Annotated in this window: 22 protein-coding genes; 5 read left to right on the top strand and 17 right to left on the bottom strand. The window is 74.4% G+C overall.

What is annotated here, in order from left to right:
* Positions 1 to 59: 59 nt before the first annotated feature.
* The 8 genes from CNQ36_RS10695 to CNQ36_RS10660 all read right to left on the bottom strand — a co-directional run bounded on the left by CNQ36_RS10695 (position 60) and on the right by CNQ36_RS10660 (position 9,071).
* Positions 60 to 479, bottom strand: a complete 420-nt coding sequence (locus CNQ36_RS10695) for an aggregation-promoting factor C-terminal-like domain-containing protein (RefSeq protein WP_121548420.1) — start codon at positions 477 to 479, stop codon at positions 60 to 62.
* A 296-nt stretch (positions 480 to 775) separates the two neighbouring features.
* Entirely contained in the window at positions 776 to 1,645 is an 870-nt protein-coding gene (locus tag CNQ36_RS10690) for an ECF transporter S component (RefSeq protein ID WP_121545810.1), read from the bottom strand.
* A complete protein-coding gene (locus CNQ36_RS10685; protein WP_121545809.1) occupies positions 1,642 to 3,309 on the bottom strand; it encodes an ABC transporter ATP-binding protein in 1,668 nt (555 codons plus the stop codon). The genes CNQ36_RS10690 and CNQ36_RS10685 overlap by 4 nt, the downstream gene beginning before the upstream one ends.
* Positions 3,306 to 4,550: an energy-coupling factor transporter transmembrane component T gene (locus CNQ36_RS10680; protein WP_121545808.1), complete on the bottom strand. Its 1,245-nt coding sequence runs from the start codon at positions 4,548 to 4,550 to the stop codon at positions 3,306 to 3,308. The genes CNQ36_RS10685 and CNQ36_RS10680 overlap by 4 nt, the downstream gene beginning before the upstream one ends.
* On the bottom strand, positions 4,540 to 5,163 hold the full coding sequence (locus CNQ36_RS10675) for an SCO2322 family protein (RefSeq protein WP_121545807.1): 624 nt from the start codon (positions 5,161 to 5,163) through the stop codon (positions 4,540 to 4,542). Before CNQ36_RS10675 ends, CNQ36_RS10680 begins: the two co-directional genes overlap by 11 nt.
* Complete coding sequence (locus CNQ36_RS10670; RefSeq protein WP_121545806.1) at positions 5,160 to 6,377, bottom strand: prenyltransferase/squalene oxidase repeat-containing protein; 1,218 nt, start codon at positions 6,375 to 6,377, stop codon at positions 5,160 to 5,162. Before CNQ36_RS10670 ends, CNQ36_RS10675 begins: the two co-directional genes overlap by 4 nt.
* 371 nt (positions 6,378 to 6,748) lie before the next feature.
* Positions 6,749 to 8,131 carry a glycoside hydrolase family 10 protein gene (locus CNQ36_RS10665; protein WP_121548419.1) on the bottom strand — a complete coding sequence of 461 codons (1,383 nt, stop codon included), beginning with the start codon at positions 8,129 to 8,131 and terminating at the stop codon, positions 6,749 to 6,751.
* A 226-nt stretch (positions 8,132 to 8,357) separates the two neighbouring features.
* Positions 8,358 to 9,071 (bottom strand): TetR family transcriptional regulator, encoded by a 714-nt coding sequence (locus CNQ36_RS10660; RefSeq protein ID WP_186363200.1) that lies wholly within the window; start codon positions 9,069 to 9,071, stop codon positions 8,358 to 8,360.
* Positions 9,072 to 9,277: 206 nt separating this feature from the next.
* Between CNQ36_RS10660 and CNQ36_RS10655 the strand changes: the two genes are divergently transcribed.
* From CNQ36_RS10655 to CNQ36_RS10645, 3 genes are read left to right on the top strand one after another with little or no spacing between them, the layout of a single operon-like run.
* Positions 9,278 to 10,813 (top strand): glycosyltransferase family 4 protein, encoded by a 1,536-nt coding sequence (locus CNQ36_RS10655; RefSeq protein WP_121545804.1) that lies wholly within the window; start codon positions 9,278 to 9,280, stop codon positions 10,811 to 10,813.
* Complete coding sequence (locus tag CNQ36_RS10650; RefSeq protein WP_121545803.1) at positions 10,807 to 11,547, top strand: class I SAM-dependent methyltransferase; 741 nt, start codon at positions 10,807 to 10,809, stop codon at positions 11,545 to 11,547. Before CNQ36_RS10655 ends, CNQ36_RS10650 begins: the two co-directional genes overlap by 7 nt.
* The gene (locus CNQ36_RS10645) at positions 11,544 to 12,629 is read left to right on the top strand and encodes a prenyltransferase/squalene oxidase repeat-containing protein (RefSeq protein WP_121545802.1); all 1,086 of its coding nucleotides are present in this window, start codon (positions 11,544 to 11,546) and stop codon (positions 12,627 to 12,629) included. The genes CNQ36_RS10650 and CNQ36_RS10645 overlap by 4 nt, the downstream gene beginning before the upstream one ends.
* A gap of 48 nt (positions 12,630 to 12,677) precedes the next feature.
* Here CNQ36_RS10645 and CNQ36_RS10640 read toward each other — a convergent pair whose 3' ends face one another.
* The 5 genes from CNQ36_RS10640 to CNQ36_RS10620 all read right to left on the bottom strand — a co-directional run bounded on the left by CNQ36_RS10640 (position 12,678) and on the right by CNQ36_RS10620 (position 17,590).
* Entirely contained in the window at positions 12,678 to 12,971 is a 294-nt protein-coding gene (locus tag CNQ36_RS10640) for a hypothetical protein (protein ID WP_004931796.1), read from the bottom strand.
* Between the two features lie 116 nt (positions 12,972 to 13,087).
* Entirely contained in the window at positions 13,088 to 13,924 is an 837-nt protein-coding gene (locus CNQ36_RS10635) for a DUF5336 domain-containing protein (RefSeq protein ID WP_121545801.1), read from the bottom strand.
* Positions 13,925 to 14,082: 158 nt separating this feature from the next.
* The gene (locus tag CNQ36_RS10630; RefSeq protein WP_121545800.1) at positions 14,083 to 15,033 is read right to left on the bottom strand and encodes an N-acetylmuramoyl-L-alanine amidase; all 951 of its coding nucleotides are present in this window, start codon (positions 15,031 to 15,033) and stop codon (positions 14,083 to 14,085) included.
* A gap of 71 nt (positions 15,034 to 15,104) precedes the next feature.
* Positions 15,105 to 15,755 carry a class I SAM-dependent methyltransferase gene (locus CNQ36_RS10625; protein ID WP_121545799.1) on the bottom strand — a complete coding sequence of 217 codons (651 nt, stop codon included), beginning with the start codon at positions 15,753 to 15,755 and terminating at the stop codon, positions 15,105 to 15,107.
* A gap of 95 nt (positions 15,756 to 15,850) precedes the next feature.
* A complete protein-coding gene (locus tag CNQ36_RS10620; protein WP_121545798.1) occupies positions 15,851 to 17,590 on the bottom strand; it encodes an MFS transporter in 1,740 nt (579 codons plus the stop codon).
* 181 nt (positions 17,591 to 17,771) lie between these two features.
* On the opposite strand from CNQ36_RS10620, the gene CNQ36_RS10615 reads away from it, so the two are divergent.
* Complete coding sequence (locus CNQ36_RS10615; RefSeq protein ID WP_121545797.1) at positions 17,772 to 19,205, top strand: MFS transporter; 1,434 nt, start codon at positions 17,772 to 17,774, stop codon at positions 19,203 to 19,205.
* A 10-nt stretch (positions 19,206 to 19,215) separates the two neighbouring features.
* Here the strand turns inward: CNQ36_RS10615 and CNQ36_RS10610 are convergent, their stop codons facing one another.
* Together CNQ36_RS10610 and CNQ36_RS10605 are read right to left on the bottom strand one after the other, a co-directional pair.
* Positions 19,216 to 19,857 carry a response regulator transcription factor gene (locus tag CNQ36_RS10610; protein WP_004931809.1) on the bottom strand — a complete coding sequence of 214 codons (642 nt, stop codon included), beginning with the start codon at positions 19,855 to 19,857 and terminating at the stop codon, positions 19,216 to 19,218.
* An 81-nt stretch (positions 19,858 to 19,938) separates the two neighbouring features.
* Positions 19,939 to 21,087, bottom strand: a complete 1,149-nt coding sequence (locus CNQ36_RS10605) for a sensor histidine kinase (protein WP_228312951.1) — start codon at positions 21,085 to 21,087, stop codon at positions 19,939 to 19,941.
* A gap of 161 nt (positions 21,088 to 21,248) precedes the next feature.
* Here CNQ36_RS10605 and CNQ36_RS10600 point away from each other — a divergent pair, with 161 nt between their 5' ends.
* Positions 21,249 to 22,109, top strand: a complete 861-nt coding sequence (locus CNQ36_RS10600; protein WP_121545795.1) for a MaoC/PaaZ C-terminal domain-containing protein — start codon at positions 21,249 to 21,251, stop codon at positions 22,107 to 22,109.
* Positions 22,110 to 22,175: 66 nt separating this feature from the next.
* Here the strand turns inward: CNQ36_RS10600 and CNQ36_RS34645 are convergent, their stop codons facing one another.
* Both CNQ36_RS34645 and CNQ36_RS10595 read right to left on the bottom strand, forming a co-directional pair.
* Positions 22,176 to 22,343 carry a hypothetical protein gene (locus CNQ36_RS34645; RefSeq protein ID WP_163013233.1) on the bottom strand — a complete coding sequence of 56 codons (168 nt, stop codon included), beginning with the start codon at positions 22,341 to 22,343 and terminating at the stop codon, positions 22,176 to 22,178.
* Between the two features lie 97 nt (positions 22,344 to 22,440).
* Positions 22,441 to 23,754: a hypothetical protein gene (locus CNQ36_RS10595; protein ID WP_121545794.1), complete on the bottom strand. Its 1,314-nt coding sequence runs from the start codon at positions 23,752 to 23,754 to the stop codon at positions 22,441 to 22,443.
* Positions 23,755 to 23,779 lie beyond the last annotated feature (25 nt).

Raw genomic sequence — 23,779 nt, 5'->3', positions numbered from 1 at the left:
AGAGGCGAAGGCGGCGGCCCCGGGGATCGGGGGGCCGCCGCCTTCGGTTCGAGGGGCTGTCAGTACCAGCCGTTGGACTGCCAGAAGTCCCAGGCGCCGCAGGGGCTGCCGTAACGGTCCTTCATGTAGTCGAGACCCCACTGGATCTGCGTGGCGGGGTTGGTTTTCCAGTCGGAGCCCGCCGAGGCCATCTTGGAGCCGGGCAGGGCCTGGACCAGGCCGTAGGCGCCGCTGGAGGCGTTGGTCGCGCGGTGGTTCCAGTTGCTCTCGTGCTGGACGATCTTCGAGAAGCACTGGTACTGCGCCGAGTCGCCGATCATCTTCTTCGCGGTCGACTGGGCCGGGGTGGCCCCTCCCGTGGTCGCGGCCTGCGCGGGTGCGGCTGCCATCAGCGTGCCGCAGGCGGCGGCGGAGAGCACGGCGCCGGCGAGCGCCTTCTTCGGGGTGGCGACGGTGCGGAGGACGGAGACGGCGGACACGGGCGGCCTTTCGGTCGGGAACAGGACGGTCGCCGCGGGCCCGGTGCCGCCCGTACGGCGTACGGCGGCGGGGCAGGCGTCGGCGCCGCGGCCCATGAGGGCACGTCGGCGCCCGGCGACCGCTCCACGGAAACAAATCCGTCGACCGCCCGCAAAGGTCCCCGGTTACTAAGCGGGGTCGCAGCGCGGTGCCCTGCACGTGCGGCGCCCGGGGCGCCGGGGCGAGGGCATCGCGTGCGGCCTGGCGGCGCGCCTACGGCCCCGGTTCGTATGTGACCGCGGCCATGTGGGGCGCTTCACCCCCTCGGGCGCGGTCCGTCGAGTGACCGTCGCTCCGGGTGAGCGGCGAAGGTGACGGACGCCTCGAAGGCCGCCCGGCGGGTGGCGCGGCGCAGGGCCTTCAGGACCGGGGTGCCGACGGCGAGGGTCAGGGCGACCGTGACCAGCGCCCTGCCCAGGTCCCAGCCCAGGGACGTGGCCAGGCAGTACGTCAGGAAGCGGGCCAGGTTGGCCGGGACCGACGCGTCCGGGTCGAAGGAGATGTTCGAGGCGAGGGTGCCCATGAAGGGCCAGCCCGCCATGTTCATCACCGTGCCGTAGGCGAAGGCCGCCAGGAAGCCGTAGACCGCGAGCAGCCAGAGCTCGGCGCGGCCCCGCAGCCGGTCGGCGCCCGGCAGGAACCCCGCGCCCATCGTGAACCAGCCCATCGACAGCATCTGGAACGGCAGCCAGGGGCCGACACCGCCCGTCAGCAGGGCGGACGCGAACATCGTCACCGAGCCGAGGACGAAGCCGAAGCCGGGGCCGAGGACCCGGCCGCTGAGCACCATCAGGAAGAACATCGGCTCCAGACCGGCCGTGCCCGCGCCGATGGGCCGCAGCGCCGCCCCGGTCGCGGCCAGCACGCCCAGCATCGCCACCGCTTTCGGGCCCAGCCCCGATTCCGAGATCGTCGCGGCCACGACCGCCACCAGGAGGACCAGCAGACCCGCGAAGAGCCACGGGGCGTCCTGGGAGTGGGCGTTCAGCGCGGAGTCGGGCGGGGCGAGGAAGGGCCAGCCGACCCCCGCCACGCCCACCGCGCTCACCAGGGCCAGCGCCGCCCACGAGCGCGGTCCCAGACGGATCGCCCTGGCCCGGCGCCGGGTGTCGTCCGTGCCGGTCATCGCAGGGCCTCCCGGACCTGGGAGACCGTGAGCCAGTGCTGCGGGGCGAGGATCTTCGCCACCTGCGGGGCGAACGACGGGGACGCCACGACCACCTCCGCCGCCGGACCGTCCGCGATGACCTCGCCCTCGGCGAGCAGCACCACCCGGTGGGCGAGTTCCGCGGCCAGCTCCACGTCGTGCGTGGCCAGCACGATCGCGTGGCCCTCGGCGGCCAGTCCCCGCAGGATCGCCACCAGGCGGGACTTCGCCGCGTAGTCCAGGCCGCGGGTCGGCTCGTCGAGGAGGAGCAGGGGCGGACGGGCGGTGAGGACGACCGCGAGGGCGAGGGTCAGCCGCTGGCCCTCGGACAGGTCACGGGGGTGGGTGTCGTCGGCCACCGCGGGGAGCAGTTCGCTCAGCAGGGCCCGGCAGGTGCCCGGTTCGGCGCCCGCGTCCTCGTCTGCGGCCGCGCACTCCGCGGCGACCGTGTCGGCGTACAGGAGGTCGCGGGGTTCCTGCGGGACGAGGCCGACACGGCGGACCAGGTCGCGGGGGCGGGTGCGGTGGGGCGCCGCGTCGCCGGTGCGGACCGCGCCGGAGGACGGCGCGACCAGGCCCACGAGCGCGCCCAGCAGCGTCGACTTCCCGGCGCCGTTGCGTCCCATCAGGGCGATCGTCTCGCCGGGGGTGACGGTCAGGTCGACATGGCGCAGCGCCTGGACGCGGTCGCGGCGCACGGCGAGGGAGCGGACCTCGGCGACGGGGGCGGGTGCGGAACTGTCCGGCTTCGCACGCCGGAACAGACGGCTCCCCGGGGCGCGCGGAGCGGGGGGCGTGGGCGCGCCGTCGTCCCGCCGCGGCTGCGAGGCGGCCAGCCGGTCGCGCAACGGGGCCGCCCGGCGCCGGGCGTCCCGGACCGTCAGCGGGAGGGGGGACCAGCCGGCCAGACGGCCCAGGCCCACCACCGGGGGGTGGACGGGGGAGACCGCCATCACCTCCGACGGGGCGCCGAGCCGGGGGCGCTCGCCGGGACCCGGCAGCAGCGCGACCTGGTCGGCGTACTGGATGACGCGTTCCAGGCGGTGTTCGGCCATCAGGACCGTGGTGCCCAGGTCGTGGACGAGGCGCTGGAGGACCGCGAGGACCTCCTCGGCCGCCGCGGGGTCCAGCGCGGACGTCGGCTCGTCCAGCACCAGCACCCGGGGATGCGGGGTGAGGACCGAGCCGATGGCGACCCGCTGCTGCTGGCCGCCGGAGAGGGTGGCGAGGGGGCGGCCGCGGAGCCCGGCGAGGCCGAGCAGGTCCAGCGTCTCCTCCACCCTGCGCCGCATCACGTCCGGCGCCAGGCCCAACGACTCCATGCCGTAGGCGAGTTCGTCCTCGACCGTGTCGGTCACGAAGTGCGAGAGCGGGTCCTGCCCCACCGTGCCCACGACATCGGCGAGTTCACGCGGCTTGTGGGTGCGGGTGTCGCGTCCGGCGACCGTGACCCTGCCGTGCAGGGTGCCGCCGGTGAAGTGCGGGACCAGGCCGCTCACCGCGCCCAGCACCGTGGACTTGCCGACGCCGGACGGGCCGACGAGGAGGACCAGTTCGCCCTCCGGGACCTCGAAGTCGACGTCGCGGACGGCGGGTTCGGCCATTCCGTCGTACGTCACCGACATGTTCTCGAAGCGGATCATGCCGGCTCCTTGCGGGTGTCCGTGGCCTCGGGGGCGGGGGTGATGAAGGCGGGGAGCAGGCCGATCAGGACGGCCGCCGCCGGCCACAGCGGGAGGGTGGGGGCGACGAGCGGGACCACACCGGGGTGCAGCGCCGCCGGATCGCGGGTGGCGGCGAGGGTCAGCGCGGCGGCCACGGCGGCCCCGGAGGCGGTGACCAGCCAGGCGCGGACGTCCCAGCGGTCGGGGCGGTAACGGGTGCGCAGGGTGCGCCGGCCGCCGAGCCACAGGCCCGCGAGCGCGGCGGCGACACCCACCAGGAGGACGGGCAGGCCGTACGCGCCGCCGTCGGCGGTGAGCAGTCCGTACGTTCCCGCGCAGACGCCGAGCAGACCGCCGAGGGTGAGGGCGGCGGTGGTCCGGCGCACGGCGGGCGGGACCTGGGCGGTACGGCCGTACCCGCGGGCGTCCATCGCGGCGGCGAGGGCGACCGAGCGCTCCAGCGCGCCCTCCAGGACGGGGAGTCCGACCTGGAGCAGTCCGCGTACGCCGCGGTCGGGGCGGCCGCGCAGGCGGCGGGCCGCGCGCAGCCGCCGGACGTCGGCGATGAGGTGGGGCGCGAAGGTCAGGGCCACGACGACGGCGACGCCCATCTCGTACAGGGCGCCCGGCAGGGACTTGAGGAGGCGGGAGGGGTTGGCGAGGGCGTTGGCCGCGCCCACGCAGACGAGCAGGGTGGCGAGGCGGAGGGCGTCGTACAGGGCGAAGGTCAGCGCCTCGGCGGTGACCCTGCCGCCGAGGCGGATGCCCTGGGCCCAGTGCGGGAGGGGGACTTCGGGGAGGTGCAGGAGGACGTGCGTGCCGGGGATGGGGGAGCCGAGGACCACGGCGAAGGCGAGGCGGATGAGGAGGACGGCCGCGGCGAGCTTGACGAAGGCGCCGTAGGAGCGGGACCAGGGGGTGTGGGGGCGGCGGGTGGCCACGACGTAGGCGGAGACGGTGAGGAGGAGGGTGAGGAGGAGGGGGTTGGTGGTGCGGGTGGCGGCCGTGCCGAGGGCGAGGGCCCAGAGCCACCAGGCTCCGGGGTGGAGTTGGGGGGTGCGGTGGGGGTGCTGGTGCTGGGCGGGGGTGGGTGTCTCTACCGGCGTTTGCCGGGTGCCGCTGCGCCCACCCGTGCCGCCCCAGCGGCACGACTGCCCGCAGCTGGGGCGGGATGACTGCCCGCAGCTGTGGGGGCGTGGCTGGGCGCCGTCAGTTGGCACGGCGGCGGGTCTGCCAGATGGCTGCGGTGGCGAGGAGGGCTACCAGGGTGATTCCGGCGATGAGGCCCAGGGACGGGCCGGAGTCGGCGGGCTTGCCCTCCTTTTCCGCTTCCGCGGAGAGCTGCTCGCCGCAGCCCTTCTCCGGGTAGCCCGATATCGCGCAGAGCAGGGCGTTGGTGTCGTAGCGGAGGGGTTTGGCGACCGAGGCGAGGGCGTCGGCAGTGGTGGCGTCCTCGGCGACCCGGGCGCAGGCGGTGCGGCCGGCCGGCGGGGTTTCGCCGGACGGGGCGTCGGCGGGCGTCCCGAAGTCGACGACCAGGGCCACGCGCTTCTCGCCGTCCCGCGCCGGGGTCTTCGCGCAGATGGCGTCGAAGTCGGCGGTGCCGCGGGGCTTCGCCGCGTCGGAGGAGTCCTCGCTGACGGAGAAGCGGAAGCCGTGGACGTCGCCGTCGGCGGGGCGGGTCGAGGACGGGCCCATGGTGGCGTACGTCCATGCCGTGCCGTCCTGTTCCCAGAAGGACCAGTAGCGGTAGCCGGCGGCCCCCGCCGGGCCCGCGCCCGCCAGCAGGGGCAGGAGCGCGGCCAGGAACAGGACGGTCAGCCGGCGTGTCACGGCTGCTGCCGCTTCGCGCGGCCGCTGATCAGGAAGCCGATGCCGATGCCGGCGACCAGGCAGACACCCACGAACCACCAGACGCCGAGGCCGGAGTCGGACTCCTCGTCCTTCTTCTTCTCGTCCTGCGCGGCCCGGCCGGACTTCTCGGCGGCGGCCGGGCCGGTCGCGCCGAGCTGCTTCACCAGGTCCGTGCCGCCGAAGTCGCGCGGGTCGGCGCCGGTCGCGTGGGCGGCGAAGATCAGCTGGGCGTAGGCGGCGGGGCCGCTCTGGGAGGCCCAGTCGGCGGCGTTCTTCTGCAGCCAGGCCAGGGACTTCGCCGCTTGGTCGGTGGCGCCCTGCGCGGCGAGCGCGACCACCGCGTCGGCGGTGTTGCCGTAGTCGGGCTGGTCCTCGGCGCCGGCCAGCGCGGAGGTGAGGTGGCCCTTCTCGGCGAGGGCGTCCGTGAGGTAGGCGGCGCCGTTGGCGGCGGCCTGCTCGGGGCCGCCGGCCTTCTCGCACCCGGCGGCCGTGTCGCCGCTGCTGCCCGCGCCGGTCACCAGGCCCTTGCCCAGCGAGCCGGTCACACCCGCCGCCGTGGCGTCGGCGTTGGCGACCAGTTCGCCCTTCTTGCCGGGCTGGAAGGCGAAGGCGCCCGCGTCGTCGCCGTCGCAGGGGAGCGCCAGCTTCAGCAGGGCGTCGTAGGGGGACTTGCCGTCCTTCTTCACCTCGGCCGGCTTCTCGCCCGCGGCGGCGAGCGCGCCTATGACGACGGAGGTGGAGTTGGTGTCGCTGGCGCCGCCGGCCGTGTAGCCCCAGCCGCCGTCCGCGTTCTGCGCCTTCTTCAGCCAGTCGACGGCCTTCCCGGTCACGTCGTCGTGGCCGCCGAGGGCGGCGAGGGCCTGGACGGCGGCGGCGGTCTGGTTGGTGTCGACCATGGACTTCTCGTCGCACGGCTTGCCGGTGTCGGCGCGGTACGGGGCGAAGGAGCCGTCGGCGCACTGCTGCCCGGTGAGCCAGTCGACGGCCGCCTTCGACGGCTCGGCACCCACCGTGTGCTGGGCGAGCAGCGCGAGCGACTGGCGCCAGACGCCGTCGTACTGGGGGTCGCCGTCGCCGAACAGGGCGGACGGGAGCGACGGGGACGGCGACGGGCTGGTGTCGGCGGCGGCCGGGGTGGCGGCGCCGAACACGGCGACGGCGGCCAGGACCGCTGCGCTGCGGCGGATGTTCATGATCGGCGGTGCCTCTCCCTGCGGAGGGCCGGGCAGCGCGGGACATCCCGGCGGCTCGGCTCCGTATACCTCGACGGTGCCGTGCGCCGGCGGACTGCCGGGCACGTGAGCCGGTCACGAACCGTCCGGGGCAGTCCGGCTCACCGCCGCGAGGACGGTTCACGGTTGCGGGTCAGCGCCGGAATTGCACCGGCTTCCCCCCGTACGGCGTGATGACGACGCCGACACTCTACCCGCCCGTAGGGAAGGGTCCGGGGGCGGCCGTCCCCGGTACGCCCGGGTCGGCCCGGCCGGGTGACCGGGGTCACGGGGGCGCCGGGACGCACGACACACCCGCACCCCCGAAGGGGCGCGGGTGCGGGTGGGCCGGGTCAGGACGCCGTGCAGGCGCCGACCTGCGGCGGGGGCGTCGTGCCGCCGTTCACGGTGAAGCCGAAGCTGGTGGACGCTCCGGCCGACAAGGAGCCGTTCCAGGTGGAGCGGACCGTCATGACGTTGCCGTTCGAGGTGGGTGAGCCGTTCCACACGGAGACGACCTGCTGCGGGGACGCGAGGGTGACGTCCACGCTCCAGCCGGTGATCGGCGAACCGCCCGCCGTGATCGTCACCTTGCCGTTGTAGCCGCCGCTCCACTGCTCCGCCGTGCTGTAGGTGGCGGTGCAGGCGGCCGTCGGGTCGCCCGGGCCACCGGGGTCGCCGGGGGTGCCGCCGAGCGCGCTCAGGGCCGCGTCGTACGCGGGCTTCTTGTTGTAGTCGTCGTCGAACAGCAGGGGGGTGCCGCTCGACCGCCACGAGTACTTGTCCGGGATGCCCCACACCGTGATGCCGGTGCAGCGGGTCACCGCGAGGCAGGCCCGTACGACGTTGCCGTAGTTGGTGGCCTGGGCCTGGCCCGAGCCCTCGATGTCCAGCTCGGTGATCTGCACGTCGACCCCGAGGTCGGCGAACCGCTGGAGATTGGCCCGGTAGTCGGAGGGGACGGGGGAGTTGGGGTTGAAGTGGGACTGGAAGCCGACGCAGTCGATGGGCACGCCGCGGGACTTGAAGTCCCGGACCATCGTGTAGACGGCGTTGCTCTTCGCGTTGACGCCGTCGGTGTTGTAGTCGTTGTAGCAGAGCTTGGCGTTCGGGTCGGCCGCGCGGGCCGTGCGGAACGCCTCCTCGATGAAGCCGTCGCCCAGCTTGTCCTGGAAGGGCGAGCTGCGCCGGGCGCCGCTGCCGCCGTCCTGGAACGCCTCGTTGACCACGTCCCAGGAGTGGATCTCGCCCTTGTAGTGGGTCATGACCTGGGTGATGTGGTTGTTCATCGCCGACCGCAGATCGGTCGCGCCGAGCCCGGAGACCCAGCCGGGCAGCTGGGAGTGCCAGACCAGGGTGTGCCCGCGGACCTTCATGCCCTTGCCCTGGGCGTGGTCCACGATCTGGTCGGCGCGGCTGAAGCTGAAGGAGCCGCGGTTCGGCTCGACGGCGTCCCACTTCATCTCGTTCTCGGGCGTGACCGAGTTGAACTCCCGGTCGAGCGTGGCCGCGTACTGTGCCTCGCCGAGGTGGTTCGCGGCGACCGCGGCACCGAAGTAGCGGCCCTTCTCGGCCGCCGCGGCGCCCAGGGTGTCCGCCGCGTGCGCGGTGGTCTGGGGGAGCGCGGCGAGCGCGGTGGCGGTGAGCAGGACGGTGGTGGCGCCGCCGAGGGCGGCGCGCAGCCGGCCGCGCGCGGGGCCGCCTCCCCCTCTCGTCCCGGATTGCTTTTTGATCATGCGCATGACATCCCTTTCTCCGGTGGGTCCCGTGACGCGGATGGGTGGGAGTGCTGCGGTGCGGTCGAACGAAAGTTTCGGACTCGGCTCCGAATTTCTGCGGTGACGATACGGACGGCGGGGAGGGTGGTCAACCGTTCGCGCGCGACGGATGTGGTCATCGCAGGGAAGGAGGTGGTGAGGGAGCGTGCCCCGCGGGTGCGGCCGAACCTTTTCGAAAGTTTCGTCAGCGGACGTCGGTGTGCTGCGGGGCCGTCAGGTCCATCAGACGGCACGCCGTCTCGATGTCGCTCTTGACCTGGGCGATGGAGGCGCGGCCCGAGAGCCAGGTGATCAGGGCCGAGTGCCAGGTGTGCTCGATGACCCGGACCGCCGCGAGCTGGTCCGCGGTGGGATCGGAGAGCTCCATGGCGTCCAGGATGATCATCATGGTCTGCCGGGAGGCCTGGTCCACCTCCGGGCTCACGCTCCGGTCCGCGAAGATCAGGGCGCGCACCATCGCGTCGGCCAGATGGGGCTCCCGCTGGAGCGCGCGGAAGGCCCGCACCAGGGTCTCCGCCACCCGCTCGGCCGGGGTGTCGCCGGCCGGCGGCTTCTTCCGCAGCGTGCCGTGCAGATGCTCCAGCTGATCCTGCATGGTGGCCACCAGGAGGTGGATCTTGGACGGGAAGTAGCGGTACAGCGTGCCGAGCGCCACCTGCGAGGACTCCGCCACCGCGCGCATCTGGACCGCGTCGAAGCCGCCCCGGCAGGCCAGTTGCGCGCACGCGTGCAGAATGCGGCGCCGGCGCGCCTCCTGGCGCTCGGTGAGCGGTGCCGCGGGGGCGATGCGCGCGGTGCCGACCTGCCGGGCCGCCGTCCTGCCCGCCCTGGCCGCCTTGGCCGCCTTGTCCACCTTGGCTGCCCTGGCCGCCTTGTCCCTGTGGGCTTCCGTAGGCATGGGTCCCGTCCGTGACAGTCGGTGAGGGTGGATGATCGGACAGCATGGCATGCCGTCCGTCGTGGCGTGAATCACCTGATCCACTGCTCCCGGCGTCCTTACCTGCCGGTAGATTCAGATGCTCCGAACGATCAACTCTGGAACTTGTTCCAGATTGGCGTCCCGACATAGTGTCACGGGACAGTGCAGGGAGAAGGGGGCCCAGAGTGACCGCTGAGGCCAGTCAGGCCGGGCCTTCGCAGGGTCCCGCATCCGACGGCTTGCGACCGCTCCGGATCGCACTCCTCACCTATAAGGGGAACCCGTTCTGCGGCGGCCAGGGCGTCTATGTGCGCCACCTCTCCCGCGAACTCGCCCGCCTCGGGCACCGCGTCGAGGTCATCGGCGCCCAGCCCTACCCGGTCCTCGACGGCGGCTACGACGGACTGGGCCTCACCGAGCTGCCGAGCCTCGACCTCTACCGCCAGCCGGACCCCTTCCGCACCCCGGGGCGCGGCGAGTACCGCGACTGGGTCGACGCGCTCGAGGTCGGCACGATGTGGACCGGCGGCTTCCCCGAGCCGCTGACGTTCTCCCTGCGCGCCCGCCGCCATCTGCGCGCCCGCCGCGGCGACTTCGACGTCGTCCACGACAACCAGACCCTCGGCTACGGCCTGCTCGGCGACCTCGGCGCCCCCCTGGTGACCACGATCCACCACCCCATCACCGTCGACCGGCGGCTGGAGCTGGACGCCGCCGAGAACTGGCAGCGCCGCTACTCGGTGCGCCGCTGGTACGCGTTCACGCGGATGCAGAAGCGGGTCGCGCGCCGGCTGCCGTCCGTGCTCACCGTCTCCGGCAGCTCCCGCCAGGAGATCGTCGACGACCTCGGCGTACGGCAGGACCGGATCCACGTCGTCCATATCGGCGCCGACACCGGCCTGTTCGCCCCCGACCCCTCGGTCGCGGTCGTACCGGGCCGGATCGTCACCACGTCCAGCGCGGACGTGCCGCTCAAGGGGCTGGTCTTCCTCGTCGAGGCGCTGGCCAAGGTGCGCGCCGAACAGCCCGGGGCGCACCTCGTCGTGGTCGGCAAGCGGCCCGCCGAAGGGCCCGTCGCCCAGGCGATGGAGCGGTACGGCCTCGAGGGCGCCGTCGAGTTCGTCAAGGGCATCTCCGACGCCGAACTGGTCGACCTGGTGCGCTCCGCCCAGGTCGCCTGCGTGCCGTCGCTGTACGAGGGGTTCTCGCTGCCGGCCGCCGAGGCCATGGCCACGGGCACCCCGCTGGTCGCCACGACCGGCGGCGCGATCCCCGAGGTCGCCGGCCGCGACGGGGAGACGTGTCTCGCCGTGCCGCCCGGCGACGCGGGCGCGCTGGCCGCCGCGCTGACCCGGCTGCTGGGCGACCCGGAGCTGCGGGCGCGGCTCGGGGCGGCCGGACGGGAGCGGGTGTTGCGCCACTTCACCTGGGCGCGCGCCGCGGAGGGCACGGTGGCCCGCTACCGCGAGGCGATCGCCCACGCGGCCGGCGGCACCGGCGCCCCCGGTGGCACGCCCCCGCGCCGCCCGGCGTCCAGGACACCCGGCGGCTCCGCGGGGCAGCCCCCGGCCTCGTGCGCGTCCGGCGGTCCCGGCGCCGCGTCCCCGGGCCGTTCCGCGGTCCCGGCGGAGGACGCCACCGACACCCCCACGGGCCCGGCCGCCGCCGTGTCCGTGCGCGCAGCCGACACCTCCGACCGTGAAAGCAGGGCCTCGTGCTGACCGTCGACTTCTCCCGGTTCCCGCTCGCCCCGGGCGACCGCGTCCTGGACCTCGGCTGCGGGGCCGGACGGCACGCCTTCGAGTGCTACCGGCGCGGCGCCCGGGTGGTGGCGCTGGACCAGAACGGCGAGGAGATCCGCGAGGTCGCCAAGTGGTTCGCGGCGATGAAGGAGGCCGGGGAGGCGCCCGCCGGGGCCACCGCCACCGCCATGGAGGGCGACGCCCTGGCGCTGCCCTTCCCCGACGAGTCCTTCGACGTCGTCATCATCTCCGAGGTGATGGAGCACATCCCCGACGACAAGGGCGTACTCGCCGAGATGGTGCGGGTGCTCAGGCCCGGCGGCCGGATCGCGATCACCGTCCCGCGCTACGGCCCCGAGAAGGTGTGCTGGAGCCTGTCCGACGCCTACCACGAGGTCGAGGGCGGGCATATCCGCATCTACAAGGCCGACGAGCTGCTGGCGAAGATCCGTGAGGCGGGCCTGCGTCCCTACGGCACCCACCACGCGCACGCGCTGCACTCGCCGTACTGGTGGCTGAAGTGCGCGTTCGGCGTGGACAACGACAAGGCGCTGCCGGTGCGGGCGTACCACAAGCTGCTGGTCTGGGACATCATGAAGAAGCCGCTGGCCACCCGGGTGGCCGAGCAGGCGCTGAACCCGCTGATCGGCAAGAGCTTCGTGGCGTACGCGACCAAGCCGCACCTGCCGCGCGCCGAGGCGGACGCCGCGTGACGACCTCCCGGACTCCCCGGACGGAACATCTGGTCCTGCCCGGGGTGCTCACGGCCGGCCAGGCCGCCGCGACCGTCGCCGGCATCCTCGCGGTGCAGCGGGAGGACGGGGCGATCCCCTGGTTCCGGGGGCACCACCTCGACCCCTGGGACCACGTCGAGGCCGCGATGGCGCTGGACGCCGCGGGTGAGCACCAGGCCGCCGAGCGGGCCTATCTCTGGCTCGCCCGGCACCAGTTGGCCGACGGGTCCTGGTACGCGGCGTACGCCGACGGCGACCCCGGCGACATCACCGATCGGGGCCGGGAGACCAACTTCGTCGCCTACATCGCGGTCGGGGTGTGGCACCACTACCTGTCCACCGGCGACGACACGTTTCTGGACCGGATGTGGCCGGTGGTCCACTCGGCGGTGGAGTTCGTCCTGCGGCTGCAGCAGCCCGGCGGGCAGATCGGCTGGCGGCGCGACGACGACGGCACGCCCACCGCGGACGCGCTGCTCACCGGCTCCTCCTCCGTCCACCACGCGCTGCGCTGCGCGCTCGCCGTCGCCGAACAGCGCGAAGAGCCGCAGCCGGACTGGGAGTTGGCGGCGGGCGCGCTGCGCCACGCGATCCGCCGTCACCCGGAGCGGTTCCTGGACAAGGACCGCTACTCGATGGACTGGTACTACCCGGTGCTGGGCGGCGCGCTCACCGGCGTCGAGGCCAAGGCCCGCGTCGAGGAGGGCTGGGACCGCTTCGTCGTGCCCGGACTGGGGGTGCGGTGCGTGGTCCCCAACCCGTGGGTGACCGGCGGTGAATCGGCCGAACTCGCCCTGGCGCTCTGGGCGATGGGCGAGTCCGACCGTGCGCTGGAGGTGCTCCAGTCGATCCAGCACCTGCGCGATCCGGAGAGCGGCCTGTACTGGACCGGGTACGTCTTCGACGACGAGGCGATCTGGCCCCGCGAACTGACCACCTGGACCGCCGGCTCCCTGCTGCTGGCGGTCGCCGCCCTCGGCGGCCACGAGGCGACCTGCGCCGTCTTCGGCGGCGACCGCCTGCCCGCGGGCCTGGACCCGGACTGCTGCACCCTCACCTGACCCACCTGCCGCCCGGCCCGCGACGGACCGGGCGGCAGGTGGTCCGGTTCAGTGGCGGCCGAGGCGGCCTGCGATGGCGTGGCCGATGAAGAGGTAGACGACGGCGGCGAGTCCGTAGCCGGCCACGACCCGGGCCCACTCCTCGTCGAAGGTGAACAGATCACGCGACCAGGCTGCGAGCCAGTTGGCCGCGTCATGGACGAACTGGACCAGGTCGTTGGCCCGGTTGGCGTCCAGCAGGTACATCAGAATCCACAGTCCGAGGATGACGGCCATGATGTCCGCGATCACCGCGACGACCGTCCCCGCAGAGTTGGAACCAGTGCGATATCGGGGAGACATGCTTTCCGTCTGGCCCCGGAACCGTGGTTGAAACACACGGAGTTCCGCGGCGACGACAACGGCCCCCCGCCCGGAAGGGGCGGGAGGCCGTGACGAGGAAGGGCCCGGTGGGCCGCTCAGCCGCGCTGGATGCCCGAGGTGTCCTGGAGGACGCCGCGACGGCCGTCCTGGGTCTGCGCGACGAGCGAGGGACCACGCTGCTCGACCGCCAGGTACCAGGTGCCGGGCGCCAGTTCGGCGATCGGGGTGGGCGAGCCGTCCTCCGGGAACAGCGGCCGGGGCACCGGCACGGCGAACCAGAACGGCGAGAAGTCACCGGCCGGGGGCTGCGCCGGCTGACCGGGCTGCGGCTGGCCGCCCGGGAACGGCTGACCGGGCTGACCGGGCTGGCCCGGCTGCGGCTGGCCGCCGAACGAGGCCGGCTGCTGCGCGCCCGGGTAGCCGTAACCACCGGGCGGCTGCGCGCCGTACGGCTGCGGGGCGGCGGGACGGGCCGCCGGGAGCAGGGCGCCCTTGAGGGCCGGGACCAGGGGGGTGGCGACGGCGGCGGCGGCCATGACGAGCGTGGCGACCAGGGCCAGGATCAGACCGGCGCCGGCGTCGGGTCCGTCGCCGCTGCCGCCGAAGTTGTCGGCGCCGCCGGCCGGGTCGAAGATGTTGCCCAGCGCGCTCCACGCCGCGAACACGGTGAAGGCGACGCCGAACTGGCCGAGGTCGAGCCCCGCGACCTTCGGCACCTGCGGCAGGCCGTGGGCGACGACGACGAGCGCGGCGCCGATGATGCCCGCCAGCACCACTCCGAGCAGAACCGGCCCGCTGGCCCACAGGCTGGGAAGGTCGAGACTGTCGGGAGCGCCATCGACGGAGTACAGGTCGAGGAACGACGCGATGAACAGCAACACCGCTGCTCCGATCACCACGCCGTCGCCTCGAGTGAGGGAGCGGATATTCACTTCAGGTCCTTCGTAGGTCGTCTCGTCGTCGGAAGAGGCGTCGCTGTCACCATGTCGCCCGAAGGCCCCGGTGTGAAGCGCGGGGGTGGCCCCTGATCGTGGGGACGACACTATCGTCCGCACGATCGGGCTGTCCGCTCGGATCAGCGCGCCGACCCCTACCCGCGCAGGAAACCCACGATTCCGTCGGAAATTCCTTGCGCCGCCTTCTGCCGCCAGGCGCCGCTGGTCAGCAACGCCGCGTCCTTGCTATCGCGCATGTTCCCGCACTCGATGAACACCTTCGGAACCGTTGACAGATTGAGACCGCCGAGGTCCTCACGCGTGACGAGACCGGTACCGTCGCCGATGTAGTTGGAGGGCGCGCTGCCCGTCACGCGGACGAAGTCGCCCGCGATGCGCTCGCCGAGGTCGCCGGACGGCTCGACGATGGCGCGGGTGTCGGCGGCGCCGGAGTGGACCGCGCCGGGCAGGATCACATGGAAGCCGCGGTTGCCGGTGCCCGAGCCGTCCGCGTGGATCGAGACGACGGCGTCCGCCTTCGCCTCGTTGCCGATCCGCGCCCGCTCGTCCACGCACGGCCCGAAGGGCCGGTCGGCGTCCTGGGTCAGCTTCACCGTGGCGCCCTGCCGTTCGAGGAGCGTCCGCATCCGGTGGGCGACGTCGAGGGTGAACTCGGCCTCGGCGTAACCGTCGTTGGTGGCGGTGCCGGTGGTGTCGCACTCCTTGCGGTTCGTCCCGATGTCCACCTGGCGGCTGATGTCGGCGGTGTGCCGGAAGTTGCCCGGGTTGTGCCCCGGGTCGATGACGACGACCTTCCCCTTCAGCGCACCGGACCCGGCGGGCGCGGAGGGGGACTTCGCGGAGGCCGAGGCGCCGGGCTTCGTGTCGTCGGCGCTGGCGGACGGGGAGGAGCCGGCGGTCGGCGTGCCCGAAGCGGAGGCGGACGCGCCCGCGGACCCCTCGTCGCCCCCGGGCCCGCCCACGGCGGCGTACACCGCCCACCCGAGCAGCGCCCCGGGGACGAGCGCGGCGAGCGCCACGGTCAGGGGTCCTCGCCGGGACCGTCGGGGCTGGGGCGGATCGAAGCCGGGACCTGTGTACGACACGCAGCCACCCTAGGGCCTGCCGGGAAAGCGCCGCCTGCCGGGCGGCGCCGTGCCCGCGCTCCCGCCGCGGCTCAGACGCCCGGACCGGTCCGCCGCAGCACCCGCAGCGAGCCGGTCGCCGAGACCTCCGTGAAGGCGCCGGAGGCGAGGGCCCGGAGGTAGACCCGGTAGGGGGCCTGGCCGGTGAACTCGTCCACCGGGTCGGGGAAGACGTCGTGGATGACGAGGAGGCCGCCCTCGGCGAGGTGCGGAGCCCAGCCCTCGTAGTCGGCGGTGGCGTGTTCGTCGGTGTGGCCGCCGTCGACGAAGACCAGGGCGAGCGGGGCGGCCCACAGGGCCGCGACACGGGGGGAGCGGCCGACCAGGGCCACCACGTGGTCCTCCAGGCCCGCCCGGTGCAGGGTGCGGCGGAAGGCGGGCAGGGTGTCCATCACGCCCAGCTCGGGGTCGACCGTCTCCGGGTCGTGGTAGTCCCAGCCGGGCTGCTGCTCCTCACTGCCCCGGTGGTGGTCCACGGTGAGCGCCGTGACACCGGCCGCGCGGGCCGCGTCGGCGAGCAGGATCGTGGAGCGGCCGCAGTAGGTGCCGATCTCCAGCAGCGGCAGCCCCAGCCGGCCGGCCTCGGCGGCGGCCGCGTACAGGGCCAGGCCCTCGTCCACGGGCATGAAGCCCTTCGCCGCCTCGAACGCGGCCAGGATCCCGGGCCCGGGTGTCATCGGCATGGGGCGTGCCTCTTCCGAGGTGGTACGTGTCTGCACGGCCCCATGCTGCCGTACCCCCAACGGACCCGTGCCGACAGGGGTGGGTGGCGGAGGGGTCAGGCGGAGACCGTCTCGCCCGGCAGGGACAGGTCCAGGTCGACCGGGCGTCCGTCGCCCGCGTGGGTCGCAGGGGACGCCAGCGGGGCGTGGCCCGCGACGTTCGCCCCCAGGACGTACGCGCCGCGCGCGGGAACCGCGACGGCGTAGCTCCCGTCGGCGGCGGAGACGGTGGAGCCGGCCCGGCGGCCGTGGCGGTCGGTCAGGGTGATCTCGGCGCGGGCGACCGGGACGCCGGCCGCGTCCAGGACCCGGCCGCGGAAACCGCGCAGGGCGGCCTCCGCGCGCTCCAGGTTCGCGTCCTCCTCGCTGCTCGCCCGCAGCAGGGTGTGCGCCGACGGGCGGCGGCCGGGCAGGAACAGGGCCAGGACGAGACCGACGGCGACCGCCGCCGTCGCGATCAGGAAGGAGATCCGGAAGCCGTGCAGGGTCGGGACCGCCGTCCCGCCCGAGGTGTCCGCGGTGTTCGCCAGCACCATGCCGATGACGGCGCTCGACACCGACGTGCCGATGGACCGCATCAGCGTGTTGAGGCCGTTCGCCGCGCCCGTCTCGGACGCCGGCACCGCGCCGATGATCAGCGCGGGCAGGGACGAGTAGGCGAGGCCGATGCCCGCGCCGAGCACCACCGAGGTGACGACGGTCTGCCAGGCGGCGTCCATCAGCCCGAGGCCGCCGCCGTAGCCGGCCGCGATGATCAGCATGCCGAGGATGAGGGTGGTCTTCGGGCCGTACCGGGCGGACAGCCGGGCGTAGACGGGGGCCGTGAACATCATCGTCAGGCCCAGCGGCGCCACGCACAGACCGGCGACGACCATCGACTGGCCCAGCCCGTGGCCGGTGGCGGCGGGCAGCTGGAGCAGCTGCGGGAGGACCAGGGAGACGACGAAGAAGGAGACCCCGACCATGATCGAGGCGAGGTTGGTGAGCAGCACCTCGCGGCGGGCGGTGGTGCGCAGGTCCACCAGGGGCGCGGGGACGCGCAGCTCCATCAGGCCCCAGAGCAGCAGGACCACGACGGCCGCGCCGAGCAGGCCCAGCGTGGTGCCCGAGGTCCAGCCCCAGTCGCTGCCCTTGGAGACCGGGAGCAGGAACAGCAGCAGTCCGGCGGACAGGCCCAGCGCGCCCGGCAGGTCGAAGGTGCCCCGCGCGCGCACCGGGGACTCCGGTACGACGGTCAGGGTGAGCACGATGGCGAGGACGCCGAGGCCGGCGGCGCCGAGGTAGAGGGCGTGCCAGTCGGAGTGCTGGGCGACCAGCGCGGCGGCGGGCAGCGCGAGACCGCCGCCGACGCCTATGGAGGAGCTCATCAGCGCCATCGCCGAGCCGAGCCGTTCGCGGGGCAGCATGTCGCGCATCAGGCCGATGCCGAGCGGGATGGCGCCCATCGCGACGCCCTGGAGCGTGCGCCCGGTGATCATCAGCAGCAGGTCGCTGGTGGAGGCGCTGAGCAGCGCGCCGCCCACCATCACCGCGAGGCTGGTGACCAGCATGCGCCGCTTGCCGTAGAGGTCGCCGAGGCGGCCCATGATCGGGGTGGCGACGGCGCCGGACAGCAGGGTGGAGGTCAGGACCCAGGTGGCGTCGGCGGGGGCGGTGTCCAGCAGCCGCGGCAGATCCTTGATGACGGGGACCAGCAGGGTCTGCATCACCGCGACGACGATGCCCGCGAAGGCGAGCACCGGGACCACGGCCCCGCCCGCTCTGCCGGAGGGACGGTCGGTCGTCGTCTGCGTCATGAAGGGTCCCTCCGGGGCCGTGCTGTCTGCGGGGTACGTGGAGACCGAACCCCGTACACCGAGGCAACTATTCCGATGCTTCGAACCGCTAACGAATTCTTGACCGTCCCTTGGGCTTCCCGAGAGGGCCGGGAAGCGTAGGACCAAAAGCCGATGCCGGGAACGGGGGCCGGTTGAGAGCATGGCGCACATGCTCGAGACCCCCGACACCGGCCGTATGTCCGCGCGCTCCGCACCACCGCTGTGGCTGGTGGTGGCGCTCGCCTGCGCGGGGCAGTTCCTCGTCGTCCTGGACATCTCGGTGGTGAACGTCGCGCTGCCGTCGCTGCGCGGCGGACTGGCGCTCGGCGAGCAGGGCCTGCAGTGGGTGGTGAACGCGTACGCCATCGCCTTCGCCGGGTTCATGCTGCTCGGCGGCCGGGCCGGCGACCTCTTCGGGCGCAAGCGCATGTTCCTCGTCGGCCTCGGACTGTTCACCCTGGCCTCGCTGGCCGGCGGACTGGCCCAGGAGGGCTGGCAGTTGCTGCTGGCGCGGGCCGTCCAGGGCCTCGGCGCGGCCGTGCTGGCGCCGTCCACGCTCACGATCGTCACCTCCGCGGTGCCGGAGGGCCCGGCACGCGCCCGGGCGATCGCGACCTGGACGGCCGTCGGCGCGGGCGGCGGCGCGGCCGGCGGTTTCGTCGGCGGGGTGCTGGTGGAGACGCTGTCGTGGCGGTGGGTGCTGCTGATCAACGTCCCGGTCGGCGCGCTGGTGCTGGCGGGGGCCGCCCGGTGGCTGGTGGAGAGCCGGGCGGGGGAGCGGCGGCGGCTCGACCTGCCGGGCGCGGTGCTGGTCACGGCGGGCCTCGCCACCCTGGCGTACGGCATCTCGCAGACCGAGGCGGAGGGCTGGACGGCGGCGGCCACCCTGGTGCCGCTGTGCGCCGGGCTCGCCCTCGTCGCGCTCTTCCTCCTCGTCGAGGCGCGGGCCGGGTCCCCGCTGATGCCGCTCGGACTGCTGCGGCTGCGGTCGGTGGCGTCGGCGAACGTGGCGATGTTCCTGAGTGGCTCCGCGATGTTCTGCATGTGGTTCTTCATGACCCTGTACGCCCAGAACGTCCTCGGCTACACCCCGCTGGAGGCGGGCCTCGCGCTGGTGCCGAGCTCGCTCGCGGTGGTCCTCGGCTCCAAGGTCGCGCCCCGGCTGATGCGTTCGGCCGGACCGCGGGCCGTCGCCGTGCTCGGCACGCTGGTCGCGCTGGCGGGCTTCGTCTGGCAGTCGACGATGACCGCCGACGGCGCGTACGCGACCGCGGTGCTGTTCCCCGGCGTGCTGATGATGCTGGGCGCGGGCCTCGCCGGGACCCCGCTCGCCGCCCTCGCCACCTCCGGCGCCGCCCCGCAGGAGGCCGGTCTCGTCTCCGGACTGGTCAACACCTCCCGCACCATGGGCGGTTCGCTGGGCCTCGCCGTCATGTCGACGATCGCGGCGGCCCGCACGGCGGGCGTCCGCACCCCGCAGGCCCTGACGGAGGGCTACGCGCTGGTCTTCCGTACGGGCGCCGTCGTCCTGGCCGTGGGCGCGGTCCTGATGTGGGTGTGGCTGCCCCGTCCGGCCGCGGAGCCCCGCCAATGACGGGCTCCGCCTACAGCCAGCCCTTGTGGCGGGCCTCGTGCAGGGCCTCCGTGCGGTTGCGGGTGCCGGTCTTGCCGATGACGGCGGAGAGGTGGTTGCGGACCGTGGACTCGGAGAGGTGCACCCGGGCGGCGATGTCGGCGACCGTCGCGCCGCCCGCGGACGCCCGGAGGACGTCGCGCTCGCGGGCGGTGAGCGGACTGGGCCCGGCACTGAGCGCCGCCGCGGCCAGCACCGGGTCGACCACCGTCTCCCCGGCCAGCACCCGGCGGACCGCCGACGCCAGCTCCTCCACGGGCCCGTCCTTCACCAGGAACCCGGCGGCCCCCGCGTCCATGGCCCGCCGCAGATAGCCGGGCCGGCCGAACGTGGTGAGGATCAGCACCCGGCACTCCGGAGCCCGCTCGCGCAGCTCCGCGGCGGCGTCCAGACCGCTCATGCCCGGCAGTTCGATGTCGAGCAGGGCCACGTCGGGACGGTGCGCGAGCGCCGCGTCCACGATGACGTCCCCCGCCGCCACCTGGGCCACCACCTCGATGTCGGGCTCCATGCCGAGCAGCAGCGCCAGCGCCCCGCGCATCATCCCCTGGTCCTCCGCGAGCAGCACCCGGATGGAAGGGGCGGGCCGGTGGTCACGCGGCGTCTCGGTCACGTCCGTAGCGTAGGACGGCGCGGGCGGGACGCGCCCCGGCGGGAGGGCGCGGCCGCCCCGCGCGGCGGAGGGCACGGCGGCTCAGACCGCCGCCGCGGCACGCGGCGGGCCCGCCGCCGCGGCCTCCCGGGCCGGTTCCGCGTCCGCCGCGTCCAGCGGCAGCTCCGCCGAGACCCGGAAGCCGCCGCCGTCGCCGGTGCCCGCCCGCAGCGTGCCCCCGGCCGCCGCGAGGCGCTCGGTCAGGCCGCGCAGCCCCGTGCCGTCCGCGCCCGTCCCGCCGGCCCCGGAACCGTCGTCGGTCACGGTCAGACGGACCCGCTCGGGCGTCGCCGAGACGGTGATCTCGCAGCGTTCGGCCCCGCTGTGCCGTACGGCGTTGGTGGCCGCCTCGCGCACCACCCAGCCCAGCAGGGCCTCCGTGCGCGGACCGAGCGGCGGGCCGCCGCGGCGCACCACCGGGATGATGCCCGCGTCCGTCAGGGCCGAGCGGGCCCGGTCCAGTTCGGTGTCCAGACCGCCCTCCCGGTAGCCCGTCACGGCTTCCCGGATCTCGGTGAGCGCCTGCCGGCCGACCGCCTCGATGTCGGTGACCTGGGCCAGCGCGGCGGCCGGATCGCGCGGCGCGAGCCGGCGGGCCGCCTCCGACTTCACGACGATCACCGACAGCGTGTGTCCCAGCAGGTCGTGCAGATCGCGGGAGAAGCGCAGCCGCTCCTGCTCCACCGCCCGGCGGGCCAGCTCCTCCCGCGCGGCGCGCAGTTCCCCCACGGTCTCGGCCAGCCGTACGAGCATGGCCGTCACCGCCGTCGAGATCGCGGTGGCGTAGAGGATGTCGAGGCCGCCCCACCCGTCGTGGAACCAGCCGGCCCCGCCCGCGACCGCGGTCACCGCGGCACCGGCGACCTTCAGCGTCCCGCCCCGCAGGACCACGCCGGTGGCGAGCCCGAGCAGCGGGAAGTAAAGCAGCCAGTCGCCGCCGTAGCCGAGCGCGAGCGCGCAGGTCACCGCGGCCAGCAGGGCGAGCGCCACCCGGGTGCCGGCCGCCTCCCGCCGCCGCGGGCGCGCGCTGAACGCCAGGAAGACGTACAGGGAGTTGAACGTCAGCAGTCCCACGGCGCCGACCCACGGGTTCGGGGTGGTGCCCTGGAAGAGGTTGGAGAAGGCGCCCATCCCGACCAGCAGCCAGGGAAGAAGCCGGAAACCACGGTGTGTGTCACAGGACGTCGACATGACCTGAGCCCCCATTCGTTCGCCGTCCCCGAGACCGTACGGCGCCCCCGGCCCGCCCCGACAGAGCCGCTCGTACGCCTTTCCCCGGTACGAATGTCCCGGGCCCCGGGCTGCGACACTCGACCCGCCAGGACCCACCACCGGGACGACTCAGGAGCCCCATGCCCATCGATGTCCGCACGGCGCTGACCGCCCCGCCCCGCACCGCCGGGATCTCCTGGACCGCGAAGGACGTCATCCTCTACCACCTCGGCGTCGGCGCCGGCGGATCCGCCGCCACCGACCCCGCGGAACTCCGCTACACCCTGGAGACCCGGCTGCACGTCCTCCCCGGCTTCGCCGCCGTCGCGGGAGCCGGATCCCCCGGCGTGACCGCCGCGCTGACCATGCCCGGCATCGACGTGGACCTGGCCCGCGCCCTGCACGCCGGCCAGTCGCTCACCCTGCACCGCCCGCTGCCGACCGAGGGCGCCGCCACCACCACCGCCCGCATCGACGCCGTGTACGACAAGGGGAACGCCGCCGTCCTGGTCATGCGCACCGAGGCCGCCGACGGCGACGGCCCGCTGTGGACCGACGAGGCGTGGGTCCACCTGCGCGGGGAGGGCGGCTGGGGCGGGGACCGCGGCCCGTCCGTACGGCCCGTGCCCGAGACGGGGCGCCCCGACCGGACCGTGGAACGGACCGTCCGCGAGGACCAGGCCCTGCTGTACCGCCTCTCCGGCGACTGGAACCCCCTGCACGCCGACCCGGAGTTCGCCCGGCGCGCTGGCTTCGACCGTCCCGTCCTGCACGGCCTGTGCACCTACGGCATGACCCTCAAGGCGGTCGTCGACACCCTCCTCGACGGGGACGTCACCCGTGTCCGCTCCTGCGCGACCCGGTTCACCGGGATCGTCCACCCGGGCGAGACACTGCGGATCCGCATGTGGCGGGGGGACGGCGAGGTGCGGGCGACGGTGACCGCCGTGGACCGGGACGACGCCCCCGTACTCGACGGCATGACGGTCGCACACGCGTGAAGCGGGCCCCGGCCGTCGTACGACGGCCGGGGCCCGCTTCATCCGTGGACCGGTGCCCGACGTGTGTCAGGCAGCCGACTCCCTGTGCTCGTTCGCCTGCTCCGGCCTGCGGTGCCGGCCGTGCGGGGACGCTTCCACGTCCTGCGTGGAGACCGGCCCGCGGTGCCTGCCGTGCCCGGTGGCGGACTGCCCGCCCTCGGCGGACTGCGGCTTGTTCGTGCTGACGTCGTTCATCGGAAGGAACTCACCCCGTAAACATGATCTTTCCTACAGCCGGGCGAGTCTAACCGGCACCCCACCGCCCGGATCCAGGCGGCCACGCCGACCGGCACTACTTCGTTACAAGCCGTGCCAGAGGCGCCTGTTGCAGGGGGACGGGGCGGGGAGCGGAGGAGACGCCGGAGCCGTCGTGCCCGGTGGATGCGGCGTGGGGGGTGAGCAGGAAATCCGTCATGTCACCTGAGCAGTAGGGGAGTTGTTCCTCGTCCGCGGGCCCGTTGGGGGAGGGGGCGCCGCCGTCGGCCGCCGGTCCGGATCCGGAAGGGGCGGCGGGCGCCGCGCGTTCACCGGAGCGCGCGGGCCGCGCCGGCGGACGGACGTCCAGCCCCGCCCGCCGCCGCTCCTGCCCCGGCACCCTCAGGACGGCCACCCCGCAGGGCACCGCCCCGGTGGAGTACGGCAGCCGCAGCTCCCCCTCCGCCGTCCACAGCCCGCTGCCGGCCAGCCAGCCCGCCGGCGCCGGGACGTGGTCCACCCGCCGCTCCGCCGGCCGCCACACCCCGATCCAGCTGCCGAGCGCGCCGTCGACGCGCAGCGCCACCGCGCAGCGCTCCGGTGTCAGCAGCTGCCCCGGCTGCACGGCGAACGGGGTGACCGTGCAGTCCGCGATCCGCAGGCACCGGGGGAAACGCACCGGCAGCGTGCTCCCCAGCACCCCCCAGCCCAGCCGGTCCTGCCCGGGCGAGGGCGCGTCCGAGCGGATCAGCAGCAGACCGCTGTCCGGGTCGGCGAGCAGCACCCGGTCGTCGCTCCCGTCGGCGATCTGCAGCAGCGGCGACATCTCGCCGCCCCGCCCCAGGTCCACCACGACCGCCTTGCTGCGGCCGCCCATCTCCCGGTCCAGGGCCAGCATCCGCCCCTCCCGGTCCAGCCACGCCCCGCCCGAGCAGCGGCCGGGGACCTCCGCGAGCTGCTGGAGCCCGAACGCGCCGCCCGCCACCAGCCACACCGCCGTCGACCGCGGGCCCACGGCGAGCGCGTACGCCCGCTCCCCGCCCGGGGCGGGCGGCAGCAGCCGCAGCCGGGTGTCCTCGTCCGGGCACGCGACCGCGCCCAGCGGCAGCTCGCCGGTGCCGGGGCCGGTCGGGTACAGCAGGGAGAACGTGTGCCGTCCGCCGGCCGGCCGGCGGACGAGGACCCGCCCGTCGCTCAGCGGCTGCACCTCGGCGCAGGGTTCCCCGGGGCCGCCGCCGGGCAGCCGCACCGCGTAGGGCTCGGGACCGTCGAGGGTCCAGCGCTCCGGGACGAAGGAGTCGCCGGCGGGGGCGAGGCGCGCCGCGTAGCAGCCGTCGGCGGTGATGGCGCACCCCGCCCGTCCGGCTCCGCCCTCGTGTCCCGCCTCAGGTTCGATGGCACAGACCGTCATCGTTCGGTCACCTCCGGTGATGAAC

The organism is Streptomyces fungicidicus, from assembly GCF_003665435.1.
GTDB classification, from domain to species: domain Bacteria; phylum Actinomycetota; class Actinomycetes; order Streptomycetales; family Streptomycetaceae; genus Streptomyces; species Streptomyces fungicidicus.
The sequence above is the reverse complement of the archived record's forward strand: the minus strand, read 5'-3'. Positions and strand labels throughout refer to the sequence as shown.